The organism is Anaerococcus porci, assembly GCF_034090325.1.
Classification (GTDB): domain Bacteria; phylum Bacillota; class Clostridia; order Tissierellales; family Peptoniphilaceae; genus Anaerococcus; species Anaerococcus porci.
Map to the genome: position 1 here is coordinate 1 of NZ_JAXDSU010000002.1, position 13628 is coordinate 13628.

11 protein-coding genes and 1 tRNA gene are annotated in these 13628 nt (G+C 29.7%); 1 reads left to right on the forward strand and 11 read right to left on the reverse strand.

Annotated elements, in window-relative coordinates:
* From SOR60_RS00050 to SOR60_RS00075, 6 genes are all read right to left on the reverse strand, one after another.
* Positions 1–572, reverse strand: a 572-nt coding sequence (locus tag SOR60_RS00050) for a minor capsid protein (RefSeq protein WP_320594930.1), incomplete at its 3' end; no start/stop codon positions are given.
* Between the two features lie 554 nt (positions 573–1126).
* A tRNA-Arg gene (locus SOR60_RS00055) sits at positions 1127–1200 on the reverse strand.
* Complete coding sequence (locus SOR60_RS00060) at positions 1191–1991, reverse strand: metallophosphoesterase (protein WP_154539303.1); 801 nt, start codon at positions 1989–1991, stop codon at positions 1191–1193. Before SOR60_RS00060 ends, SOR60_RS00055 begins: the two co-directional genes overlap by 10 nt.
* On the reverse strand, positions 1991–3802 hold the full coding sequence (gene nadE / locus SOR60_RS00065; protein ID WP_407654210.1) for an NAD(+) synthase: 1812 nt from the start codon (positions 3800–3802) through the stop codon (positions 1991–1993). Before nadE ends, SOR60_RS00060 begins: the two co-directional genes overlap by 1 nt.
* Before the next feature lie 93 nt (positions 3803–3895).
* Positions 3896–5137: an FprA family A-type flavoprotein gene (locus tag SOR60_RS00070; protein WP_154539307.1), complete on the reverse strand. Its 1242-nt coding sequence runs from the start codon at positions 5135–5137 to the stop codon at positions 3896–3898.
* A gap of 12 nt (positions 5138–5149) precedes the next feature.
* Positions 5150–7075 carry an acyl-CoA dehydrogenase family protein gene (locus SOR60_RS00075; protein ID WP_320594909.1) on the reverse strand — a complete coding sequence of 642 codons (1926 nt, stop codon included), beginning with the start codon at positions 7073–7075 and terminating at the stop codon, positions 5150–5152.
* Positions 7076–7448: 373 nt separating this feature from the next.
* Between SOR60_RS00075 and SOR60_RS00080 the strand changes: the two genes are divergently transcribed.
* A complete protein-coding gene (locus SOR60_RS00080) occupies positions 7449–8672 on the forward strand; it encodes an FprA family A-type flavoprotein (protein ID WP_320594910.1) in 1224 nt (407 codons plus the stop codon).
* A 171-nt stretch (positions 8673–8843) separates the two neighbouring features.
* Here the strand turns inward: SOR60_RS00080 and SOR60_RS00085 are convergent, their stop codons facing one another.
* From SOR60_RS00085 to SOR60_RS00105, 5 genes are all read right to left on the reverse strand, one after another.
* Positions 8844–10352: a 4Fe-4S dicluster domain-containing protein gene (locus tag SOR60_RS00085; RefSeq protein ID WP_176269440.1), complete on the reverse strand. Its 1509-nt coding sequence runs from the start codon at positions 10350–10352 to the stop codon at positions 8844–8846.
* A 28-nt stretch (positions 10353–10380) separates the two neighbouring features.
* Positions 10381–10671, reverse strand: coding sequence for a (2Fe-2S) ferredoxin domain-containing protein (locus SOR60_RS00090; RefSeq protein WP_176269439.1), 291 nt, complete (start codon positions 10669–10671; stop codon positions 10381–10383).
* A 63-nt stretch (positions 10672–10734) separates the two neighbouring features.
* Positions 10735–12357: a sensor histidine kinase gene (locus SOR60_RS00095; RefSeq protein WP_320594911.1), complete on the reverse strand. Its 1623-nt coding sequence runs from the start codon at positions 12355–12357 to the stop codon at positions 10735–10737.
* Positions 12354–13013: a response regulator transcription factor gene (locus SOR60_RS00100; RefSeq protein WP_176269437.1), complete on the reverse strand. Its 660-nt coding sequence runs from the start codon at positions 13011–13013 to the stop codon at positions 12354–12356. Before SOR60_RS00100 ends, SOR60_RS00095 begins: the two co-directional genes overlap by 4 nt.
* Positions 13010–13627 (reverse strand): phosphate signaling complex PhoU family protein, encoded by a 618-nt coding sequence (locus tag SOR60_RS00105; protein ID WP_176269436.1) that lies wholly within the window; start codon positions 13625–13627, stop codon positions 13010–13012. Before SOR60_RS00105 ends, SOR60_RS00100 begins: the two co-directional genes overlap by 4 nt.
* Between the last annotated feature and the right edge of the window lies 1 nt (position 13628).

Sequence of the window (13628 nt, forward strand, 5' to 3'; positions counted from 1 at the left end):
TTAATAATATCTTCAACTAATGTTTTACTAATATTCCTAGATTCCATTTTTTCAAATGCATGAATTGATGATAAATCCCAATCAACATCTAAATCATCAACATCAACTACATTTCCAAATTTGCCCAAGTCAATTTTATCATCAAAATAAGCAACAGTAGTACATCTACACCTTGGATGCCAAAGTGGAATATTATCCCCCTCCACTGCCTCTGATATCTTCACAATATCACCGTCGTGAGGACTACAATGATGACAAGCCGTAGGCTCTGTCATTACTTCTAGATACTCATATCCACCTTCTTTATAAGCGTCTATTTGTGTTTGAATCCATACCCTGCCGCTTTCTGTATAGGCTAACCTTTCAGTAGCACTTGTGATATTTTTAATATCCTTACTAACTAAATCCCTTAGTTTTCTTGCAAACTCTCTAGGATTTTTACCTTGAATTACAACCGATTCAATATTTCTTTCAATTCGTCTTGATAATTCCCTCGTATCTCGCCAAACCCTATCAGAAAAATGGGCATTGTAATAATCTTGACTAACAATAAGGCTTGTCCTTCTTTCTATTCCTCTTTAGTCTATATAATATATACTTGACTAAGAAAAGAAGAAATCCTACCCTAAAGTACAAGACATAGACTTTTTTTAAAAAACCTTATAGTAAACAAAAATCTATCCAAAGCAAAAAGGTCATAGCAAGTCCTAAAACCAAAAGTTCATATAAAACTATTTCAATAAGCAAATCATTTAAGATAATGACATCTAACACAATTAGAATCAAGAATATTAAATATAAAAGAATACATCTGTATTACTCAATCAGGTGACTTAAAATACTAAACAGTTCAAAAAAAGATTTGAAAGAGTAATCAAAAAATACAAATCAATAAAAATAAAACTCCACTCTTTAAGACACACTAACGTATCTTTGTTATTTGAAGTAGGGATAGTATCAAAAATTTACAATATAAACTAGGTCACAGTACAGCGAGAATATCTATATTCATATAACCAAGGCATAAGAAGAAAAAAGCGCCGAAAAGTTTCAAAAATTCATGCTAACATAAGAACAAAAAATAAGATAGCTTGTAAATACTAAAAATAAGCTATCTTATAAATAATGGCACGCCAGAGAGGAATCGAACCCCCATCTTAAGCTTCGGACACTTTTGTTTTACCATTAAACTACTGACGCTTATTAATAGTAATATTTGAAAATTGTATCCTATTTAAAAACCTTAAATTCATGAGGGTATTTCCTAGCCCTGAATCAATATATATTGTCGTATTTTTATATCTCTTTACTCCCTTATCAAATTTGGGAAAAACTCCTTCTCCAGGAGCAAATAAGGCCCCTATAAAAGGAATTCTAACCTGACCACCATGGGTATGACCTGAAAATACAAAGTCCATACTATCATCTATATTATCTCTTACATTTTTTGAGTAATGGCTCAATATTATATTTAAACTATTATCTTCAGGTTCATATTTACTAAAATCATAATTGTAATAAGTAATACCATATACATATACTAAATTATCTTTAAGTTTTAAAATCTCCCCTTCATTTTTCAGATAATCAATATTTAACATCCCAATTTCACTGATAAACTCATCAAGCATAGGTCCTGCTTCTTCATGATTACCAGTAATATAATACGTTTTTATACCGAGGCTTGATATTTCCTTTAGAAAATCAACTGCCTTATCAAATTTTTCTTTTACTCCATAATCATTTATATCTCCTGTGAGAATAATAATATCTGGATTAAATTTTAATATCTTATTCTTGAAATAATCCATATTTTTTAATACATTGGAATGAAAGTCGCTTACCTGAGTGATTTTTAACTTCTTATCTACTTTATCACTTAATAAATTTACCTTAACTTCTTTAGCCCACCTACATTGATAATATATGTATAGGTAAAGACCAAGAGCTAATAGTAAAATCAAAAATAATATTAATATTAAGTTTCTCATTATATAGTTTCTAAGCTTTCTACAAATATTTTAGAACTCATATCTGATGGTAACATAAATCCAGTCCTAGGAGAAAAAGATATCTTAGTTATAGCTGGTCCATCAACAGATACTGACCTTTTGAATTGACTATTTGTAAGCCTCTTATAAAAGGATATTAACCACTTTTTAATAGTTTCTTTGCTATATTCTTCTTTAAAAGCTACACTTGCTTTTTTATAAATTTCTTTTGCACTAATATTATTTAAAAATTCATATGTGAAAAAGTCTATAAGTTCATAAGGTCCTATTATATCTTCTGTCTTTTGGCTTATGTTTCCATCATCATTGCTTTTAAGTTCTGGTGATATAGGGGTTTTTAGAATATCATCTAATACTTGCCTTAAATCTTCATTTTCTGTAACTTCTACAAGGTATGAAACTATATATCTTAGTTCAGTTTTTGTAAGTGATGAGTTTAGGGTATAAGATGACATATGATCGCCATTGTAGGTTGCAAAACCTTGAGAGATTTCTGACTTATCTCCTGTCCCAATTACCAATGCATTTTTCATATTACCTATATCAAAAAGAATTTGGGTTCTTTCTCGAGCTTGAGAATTTTCATATGCAATATCTTTAGTGATGCCATCATGTCCTATATCTTTTAAATGAAGATTTACAGAATCTTTTATAACTATTTCATTAAGTTTTATGCCCAAAGCTTCGGATAGTTTATAAGCGTTTGATTTTGTTCTCTTGCTTGTACCGAAAGCAGGCATGGTATAAAGATGAATATTTTCAAAAGGTAAATTCACCTTTTTAAAAGCATGGACTATAAATAAAAGTGTCATGGTTGAGTCAAGACCACCACTTAATCCTAAAATTACATTTTCACACCCTATAGCCTTCATTCTTTGTATAAGAGCTGATGAAACTATGTCAAATACATCTTCTACATACATTTTCTTATCACAATCTTTTGGAAGATATGGAAATTTATCATAATATTCTAAATCATTTACTAAATTATTAAAGTGATGCCCATCTAGAAATTCTTTTTTGTTAAGGTCAAATCCCTTTACTATATCCACACTTTCGTTTCTCTTATAGTTTTTGATTTTTCCATCATTTGCTATAATATTTAATCCTTCATATACAAAGTCTGTTGAGCTTTCTCCCAAACCTGAATTTGCTGATAAATAAAGTGTATTTTGGGATAAAAATTCTATTTTATTCTTAACATCATTAAAAGAGCCTGCATATCTAATATATGATGCTGGATTTAGGACTATATCAATTTTATCTTCACTTTTTGAAATAAGAGAATCAGCGATTTCCTTATACTCATTCTCCCCTATAGAAAGTGCTATATTCAGACCATCTATATTTATTGATTTTTGATTGAAAATTACAACAAAATCATCTTCTACGTTAATACAGTCTATTTTTTTAGTAGAAAAGACATTTTTTTCATAATCTTTTAACTTATCTTTAGTAAATGCTCCCAAGATATCTCCAGATTTAATAAGTAATACTGTATTAAAAAGATCATAGCCATCTTTTATTACAAGACCTATACTAAATATTAGGTCATAATCTTTAGAAAATCTCTTTAAGTCTATCAAAGCATCCTTGGATTTTTTTATAATTTCTTCATTTTTATACCCATCATAAAGGCTTGCTCCTATTAAGGATAACTCTGGGAAAAGTAGGATATTTACCCCTTCTTTTTCAGCCGCTATTATAGCTTTTTTTATTATTTCTTTATTATAGGATATATCTCCTATTTTTATTTCAAAGTTACTTGCTCTTAATTTTAAATAATCCATCAATAAAACCTCTCATAAAAAGTCTTTACTTTCTAATTATATCTTTTTAGAAAAAAACTGCCACAGTTTCCTGTGGCAATTTTGTTTTTATTTTTATTTCTTTTGTTCTTTAGCTTTTTGGATTTCTTCTCTTCTTTTCTTCATAGATTCAAATATACCATCAACTAATGCATCCATATCAGCTTCTTTATTAGATTTAAGTGATGAAACTATATTAACTTGTTCTGGAAGAACATCTATTAATTTCATTTCTTCATCTAAGAATTTTTCCATCTTATCAGCTGCTGTTGGTGCCCATGTACCGTTATCCATTAGTGATACTGCCCTATTTTGGATATTTAGTGCTGCCATATCATGGATAAAGTCTTTCATCTTTGGATAGATACCAAGGTTATATGTTACTGAAGCAAGTACTATATTTGAATATTTAAATGCATCAGCTATCAAATATGAAACATCTGTATTTGATACATCTCTTAAGGAAATATTTGTCATTCCTCTATCACATAATTTTGACGCTAGAGCTTGTGCAGCATATTCTGTATTTCCATACATAGATGCATAAGCTATTAGTACACCCTCTTCTTCAGGTTGATAGCTTGACCATTTATCATATTTATCAAGAATGTATCCAAAGTCTTTTCTCCATACTAAACCATGAAGTGGACAAATATATTTAATATCAAGTGTTGCAGCTTTTTTAAGTACTGCTTGAACAAAGGTACCATATTTACCAACTATGTTTGTATAGTATCTTCTACCTTCATCTAACCAATCTCTATCCCAATTAACTTCGTCTGCGAAAAGTCTTCCATCATTTGATTTAAAAGATCCGAAAGCATCTGCTGAAAATAGTACCTTATCTGTTAGGTCATATGTCATTAAAACTTCTGGCCAGTGAACCATTGGTGCTTCTACAAATGTATATTCATGCTTACCAAATGAGATTGAATCCCCTTCTTTAACTTCTATATATCTATCATCTATATGGTATCCAAATTGTCTCATAAATAATACAGCTTTTTCACTAGCAATTATTTTAACATTTGGATAATAGTGAAGAATTAATTCTATAGCAGAACAATGGTCTGGTTCCATATGTTGGATTATCATATAGTCAAGATCACGATCTCCTAAAACTCTAGATATATTTATGATATATTCTCTAGTAACAGCCCAATCTATTGAGTCAATTAATACTGTTTTTTCATCCATTAATAGGTATGAGTTATAAGATACACCATCTATAGGAAAAATATTTTCAAATAGAGCTAGTCTTCTATCGTCTCCACCTACATAATATAAGTCGTCTGTAACTTTTCTAACTGTATACATATATTCCTCCAACTACTTTCTATCTTCTGGTACATCCATTTTAATAAATTGATCTTTGGCTTCACCTGAAACTGGAGATACCCAATTATCTGGTAATTTATCAAATGGTGTTCCTGGTTCTATTCCATTTTCTGGATCTCCTTCTTCAGGATTATATTCGTATCCAGAACCTGTATCTACATAGATTGGGTTTGTAGGTGCCATTTTTCTTGGTTTAGATCTTTTCATTTTCTTCATTGGTGGTGCTGGTTTCTTTTCTTCACCATTGTCAAGTTCTTTAATTAATAGTGGAAGAATTTCCATAGCATCACCTACTATACCATAGTCACAGTTTAAGAAGATTGGTGCATTCTTAGAGTTATTTATTGCAACTATTGTTGAAGCATTTTTAATTCCTTTTAAGTGTTGTCCTGCCCCAGATACACCTACACCTATATATAAGTTTCCTTTAAATGTTTGACCACTCATACCTACATATCTATCAAGATCAACATATTTTAATGTTTCTGCGACTGGTCTAGATGATGAAATAGCTGCTCCTGCTTGATATGCTAAATCTTCTATAAGTTTCATATTCTTTTTATCACCTATACCACGTCCAGCTACTACTATTCTTTCAGCTTCTTGAACAGGTGTATAAGGATCAATGCCTACAGTGAAGTCATATCCGTCCTTTTTAAGTGCTGCCACAAGGTTTTTAACTGCTTCTTTAGGATCTCCTTCATAGATTTCACGTTTTCTAACTCCTGCGATGGGTCCGGACTTCTTGTTTGAACCTGCCGCTTTCATCTTAGGTGCTTTTCCTACTGTGTGAGCTCCGACTACAACTCTCATTATTTCATTTGTACCTTCATAAATTTGTGTAATCTTTGCGTCTCTGTAGAATCTTTCTACATCTATACCCTTGATAAATCCTGAACCACCGTATAATTGTAGAGCTTCTGATGTTATTTTCTCAGCTAAATCTGATGCAAATTGTTTTGCCATAGCTGCATCTGCTGAATATCTTTCGTGATTTTCTTTTAGTTCTGCTGCAGAATAAATCATAAGTCTTGCAGCCTTTAGATATGTTGCCATATCAGCAAGTTTAAAGGTATTTGCTTGAAGATGAGCTATTGGAATACCAAATTGTTCTCTTTCCTTAGCATATCCTAGAGCTGATTCATAAGCTCCTTGACCTATACCTAATGCTTGAGATGCTATACCAATCCTACCACCATCAAGGGTAGCCATAGCAATTTTAAATCCTTGTCCTTCTTTACCTAGTAAGTTTTCTTTAGGAACTTTAACATTCTCAAAATGAAGTTCTGCAGTTGTTGATGATCTTATACCCAACTTATCATAGTGGTCTGAGAAAGTAAATCCTTCGAAATCTTTTTCAACTATGAATGCAGATATACCATGAGTTCCGATACCAGGTGTTGTTACTGCAAATACAACATATGTATCAGCCTTAGGCGCATTTGTTATAAAGATTTTTTTACCATTTAATATATAATTATCGCCATCAAGTTCAGCTGTTGTTTCTGTACCACCAGCATCACTACCAGCATTTTCTTCTGTTAAACCAAATGCTCCAATCTTTTCCCCTTTAGCAAGTGGAATTAAATATTTTTTCTTTTGTTTTTCTGTACCAAAAGCAAAAATTGGCCATGTTCCTAAAGATGTATGTGCTGAACAAATTACACCAACACCTCCGTCTACTCTAGATAATTCTTCTACTGTTATAGCATAGCTTATAACATCAAGACCTTGACCACCATATTCTTTAGGATAAGGAATTCCTAAAAATCCTAATTTACCCATTTCTTTTACAATATCATCTGGGTATTCGTTATTTTGGTCTAAGTCAAAAGCAATTGGCTTTATTTTTTCTTCAGCAAATTCTCTTACTTTTTTACGTAAAGCTTCATGCTCTGCTGTTGTTTTAAAACGCATATATTCCTCCTAAAAAAATATAATATCCATTTTTCTTTACAGTATCATTCTATCTTGAAAATGTTTTTTTGTCAAATATATTTATTTTTTATATGTTTTAAGAATATTAATAAAAAATATTTGATATTTGTCAACTATCAAGTACCCCATTTAATATATATCCTAAATTTAGATTCTTAATCATTTTTATAAGATTCAAAATTTTTTCTCTACAATAGATATTAAAAATTTATTTTTCATATTATGAAAAAGTTTTTTTAATTTTTAAAAATATTTTAATTAGCTAATAAAGATTTTATTAATAATAGTTAAAAGATATTTATTTTTAACCTATTTAAGGTATAATATCTTTAGTAAAAATATTGGAGGTTATATGCAATTTACAAAAAAAGTTTATGAAAATATCTATTGGGTTGGAACCAATGATAGAGGACTTAAAAGATTTGAAAATATGTTCATTCTACCTAATGGTGTATCATACAATTCATATATTATAAAAGATGAAAAAAATGTTCTTATGGATGGAGTAGATTCTTCTGCCTTAAGAACTTTCTTAGAAAATGTTGACTATGTTCTTAACGGTGAAGATTTAGATTACATAATTGTTCAACATATGGAACCTGACCATTGTGGTTCTATTGACTTTATATTAAAAACTTATCCTAATTGTAAATTTGTAGGAAACGCTAAATCTATTAAATTTTTTAAACAGTTTTATCCAAACGATAAGTTTGTTGATGGTAGATTTATTGAGATAAAGGATGGGGATGAATTAAAAATAGGCAAAAGAAATCTCAAATTTATATTTGCACCTATGGTACATTGGCCAGAAGTATTTATGACTTATGAAACTACTGAAGGATTATTCTTCTCAGCTGATGCTTTTGGTTCTTTTAATGTCATAGAAGGACACATTCAAGCTAAATACTATATTAATAATGATTCTTGGCTTGATGAGAATAGAAGATATTATATTAATATTGTCGGCAAGCATGGAAAAATGGTTACAAACTTATTAAAAAAAGTATCAGGTTTCAAAATAAACGCTATTTTCCCACTTCATGGACCTGTTTATGAAGATAAGGATTCTATTTCATTTATCTTGGATAAATATGACAAATGGGCAAACTTTAAACCTGAAACTAAGGGTGTTAATATTATTTTTTCATCTATGTATGGAAATACAGAGCTTGCAAGCGACCTACTTGCATCTAAGCTTGATGAACTCGGAGTTGAAAATATCAGGTTAAGAGATGTATCAGATATTGATTTTTCTTATATAATTGCAGATAGTCACAAATATTCTAATCAGGTTTTTGTTGCTATGAATTATAACGCTGAGCTTTATCACAAAATGGACGCTTTTTTAAGAGAACTTGTAGGTACAGGTTATAAAAACAGACATATTTCATTTATCCACAACTATTCTTGGGGTGGAAAATCATTAGATATAGCTAAGTCCATTCTTGAAAGTGGTAAACATAAATATATAGGAGAAGATTTTATTATAAATTCCTCCATGACTGAAAACCAAGAAAGAGACATTGAAAATTTAGCTAAAGCTATAAAAGAAGACCTAGACAATCAAGAAATTTAATAAGAATTAAAAATGGGATCATTGCACAACAATGAATTTAAAAATTTGCATGAAATCACAAGTAACTTTCTAGGCAATTGAGAACAAGAATACTTGCTAACAATTGCCATAGATAGACTTGTAATAAATTTGCAAAAATTAATTCATTTTGCAACATTCCCATTTTTATTATCAATCTTTTGGTTTATCTTCTTCTGGAATATTTTTATTGTCATATGGTGACTTATAGATTGACTCTTTAGCAAATTGTTTAACAGCCTTTGATGTCTTAAGTTCTGATATCAAGGTACCAGGACCTCCTACACATCCACCTACACACGCCATTCCTTCAAGAAGAAGCCCATCTTTTTTTCCTAATTTTGCCATTTGTGCAAGCTTTACACAATCAGCTAATCCTTCTGCTTTTTCTACTTTCACATCTAGATCTGGGTTAATTTCAGCAATTCTTTTTTTAACAGCTTCTGCTACCCCACCACTTACAGCATAGTTTCTTCCTGTTTCTGATGCATCTTGCCACTGTTCATCAATCTCTATTTCAGCTGGATCTATATCTTTTGCTAGAAACATTCCCATAAGTTCTTCATAGGTTATTACATAGTCTATAGTTTCTGCAACTTCTGGTCTTCTTGCTTCGAGTTTTTTAGATATACAAGGTCCTATAAAAGCAACTTTTGCTTCAGGATCCATTTTCTTTATATGTTTTCCTGAATAAATCATTGGTGTTGAAGACTCTGAAATTTTATCATTTATTTCAGGGAATTTCTTCTTTACCATTAGTTTCCATGAATAACAACAACTTGTTCCCATAAATGGTATTTTATCTGGGACACTTTCTACATATTCATGAGCTTCATTTAATGTTGTAAGGTCAGCACCAAGCCCAACTTCTATAACATCTTTAAATCCAAGTTGTCTAATAGCTTCTTTTATTTGAATAGTAGATGCCATAGGTCCAAATTGTCTAACAAAGGATGGAGCAACTATAGCATAAACATGCTTATTAGTTAAAAGTGACTTAGCCAACTGATAGATCTCTGTTTTATCAGATATAGCACCAAATGGACAAGCAGTTATACACCTACCACACGCTACACACTTATCTTCATCTATTTCAGCCCTACCAAGACTATCACTTTTTATTGCCTTAACCCCACATGACTCAGCACATGGTCTTTTTGTATGAGCTATAGCATTATACGGACAAGCTTGAACACATTTACCACATTTTATACACTTATCTTGGTCTATAATAGAACCATCTGATGTATATGTAATAGCATTTTTTGGGCATACATTTACACATGGATGGGCAATACAAGCCTTACAAGTATTGGTTACCTCTACCTTGTTTTCAGCACATGATTCACAGGCTATCTTTATAACAGAAACTAGTGGTGGTTCATACTTTCTTATATCATAATCTTCATCATCTAGTCCATCTGTAATAGCTCCTGTCTTATCAGCAGTTCTTGCATCAAGACCTACTCCCATCCTTAGTCTTTCACCCATAACAGCTCTTTCCCTAAAGATATTTTCCCTATATGATGCCTCTTCGCCCGGAAGAATATCAAAAACTTCTGTAGCTATATCATATAATGACCTATTTTCAAAGGCAATTTTAGCTATATGCTCAAACGCCATTCTTCTAATATTTAAAATATTTATGTATGTTTCTTTCATCTAATTAATCCAATCTTTCTTACAAATATTAATTAAAATTTGCTTCAAAAGCAGTATCGAGTATGTATTCCATTATTACTTCAGTTTTAGCATTAGTAAATACCTTATCATCTACTAATACAACAGGTGCGTTTTTCTTGTTCTTTTTGCATTCCTCATAACAGGGAATCATGGATATTTCTATTTTTGTATCACTTATTTCTAAATTATCCTTTTCAATTCTTTTATTAAATTCTTCAACAAACTCCGAAAGTCTATTAAAAATTATGTCAGAGCCTAACATAGTACATCTTGCTCCTGCACAAACTTGTATCTTCATAAATTCTCCTTAAACTTAATAATTACTTGACATAATTATATCAAATATATTGAAATAATAAAATCAATTATTAGGAATGGAAATAACAAATCTAGTTCCATATCCATACTTACTCTCTACTTTTATATTATAGTTTAGATAATTACATATGTGTTTTACAATAGATAATCCTAGACCTGTAGACTTTAGTGTTCTTGTTCTTTGCTTATCCGCCACATAAAACCTTTCAAATATTCTTTTAGTATCTTCCTTTTTAATACCTATACCCGTATCTTCTATAATTAAATTAGTATTTCTTTTATCAACTTGATATTTTAAAAATATTTTTCCATTAACCTTATTATACTTGATGGCATTCTCATATATATTTGTTATTAGATCTGTAAAAAGCGATTCATGTGTTCTTATACATATATCATTTATTTCATTTATTACTTCTATATTCTTCTTATCACTAATTCTTTTAAATTTGATAACAACTTTATCAGCAATATCCTTTACATTGATAATTGTTCTGTCCTCTTCTAAATTTTCTTCATCGAGCTTAGATAATTTTAAAATATCATCAATTATATTTAACAACCTATTTCCTTCTTCATTAATTATTTTTCCAAACTTTTTAACATCATCATTTTTGGCAAGGCCTGTTGCTATAAGTTCTGCATATCCATTTATAGAAGTTAATGGTGATTTTAGTTCATGTGTTACATTTGCAGTGAACTCTCTTCTCATAACTTCTGCTTTCTTATTTTTTGAATCATCAATAATTAAAATAATGTATGAATCTATATCTTCATAAACTATAGGATCTATAAATAGCTTTACAGAAATCTCATCAAGGTCTAGGTCTATATCCTTACCTTTTTTTAAAAGCTTAGTTTGTCTTAAAGTAAGCTTGTAATCATCATTATCTATTAAATTATCTATTTTTACATCATCACCCACACCTAAAAGGTTTTTAGCTTGGTCATTTATGATAATTATCTTCCCATTCTTATCAAAATATATAAAACCTTCCTCCATATTAGATGTGATTTTTTCTATATTCATGATTTTTGATAAGAGTGATTCATTTTGAGCTTCTAAGTTTTCTATTTTATTCTTTTCCTTAAGTAAAAACTCTTTAGGATTATTTGAAAATTCATCAAATGTTTCGCTATTTTTAAATAAATCTTTAAATTGAAATAACAAATCCCTATATATTGACTTGCTTAGAATTTTATTTATAAATAAAATAAAAACTATAGCTAATAAATATATGTGAGTTCTTCTAATCAAATAATTTATAAATGATTGACTTTTAAAACCTATAGCCAGTATTTTGTTATTAATTTTCATAGCATAAAGGTTTGTATTATAAGAGAAATAATTTTTCTTAGACTTTTTTACCATATTGTTGTTTTCAAATTCATAATTTTTTATTTTAATCTTATTAATACCAGAGTCATATATTATTTGACCATCTTCATTTTTTAAAAGTATTTCCAAATCATTAAAATTTTCTTTAAATTTTTTAAGCTCATTACTACTAATTTCTCTATAAGAAAGAAAGCCCAAAGAAGACATTATAAATTCTTCTTGGGCCTTTACTTTATCTTTATATGAAAGAAAATTAGTGATAACAAGGCATAGAATTATTAATGATGTGAAAATTATATTAATATTTCTATTTATTATCTTTTTCATATTTCTCCAAGTTTGTATCCTAAGTTTCTTACTGTTTTTATGTGTAAACCAGCATTTTTTAGCTTATTTCTTAGACTTGCTATATGAACATCAACTGTTCTTGTTTCTCCCTCATAATCATATCCCCATATTTTAAGCAAAAAGTCTTCCCTCGTGATAACATTACCTATATTTGATAAAAATAGTAAAAGCATTTCAAATTCTTTGTAGGTAAGCTCAATTTTCTCTCCATCAACTTTTACTGTTCTCTTTTTTATATTAACTTCAATATTATCATAGTTTAAATGTTGCCTATCTTTTTTATCACTTCTTCTTAAAACCGCTTTAACTCTTGATATCAATTCAAGAATTGAGAAAGGCTTGGTTATATAATCATCTGCTCCACTTTCAAGACCTTGGACTTTTTCATATTCATCATTTCTTGCTGTAAGCATTATTATTGGTATATCTGAAAATTCTCTTATTTGTTCAAGAATCTCCATACCATCTTTTCCAGGAAGCATTATATCAAGTATCAACAAATCTACTTTATCATCTTTGACCTGATCAACTACATCAAGACCATTTTCAAAACCTCTTACATCATATCCTTTTTCTGACAAGGCATACATAACTAAATTTCTTATAGCCTTGTCATCTTCTACCACATATATCATAATCTTGTAGTGTAATCTGCAACTTTAGCAAGCCTATCTCCAAGTCTTTCAAAATACTTGTAGAATAAAACTTTTTCAGATAATTCCATTGGAGAGATTTGGTCTTGTTTGGTTAATTTTACTAAATAATGGATACAATCCTCAAATAATTCATTGTTTATTTCATCATCTTCAATTGTCCTTAAGGCTAGCTCATTATCATTGTTTTCAAAACTTTTTATACCATTTTCATTCATTAATTTTTGATTTTTAATAAAGGCATCAACATAGTCTTTTTCTTCATCTCTTAAAGGAAATTCCAACAGTATGGCTGCTGCTTGAGCTATGTGATTAGAAACTCTCTTATAAGTAGAGGCAAGTTTAATTGACATTTGTAAAAATCTTAAGTCTCTTGCAACTGGTTGCTGTAAGGCTAATAGGTCATAACAAAATCTCTCTATATCAGCTGCATATTGTCTTATATCATGATCAAGATCAATTATTTCTTCAAGGTTGTTTTTTTGTCCATTTTCTATATATAATTTAAACCTATCATAAGAAAGTTTAATTAGCTCTGATACATTCTTTTCCATCTTTCTAATGTTAGCTAAGTCTTCTATATACCTTGTTCTCATA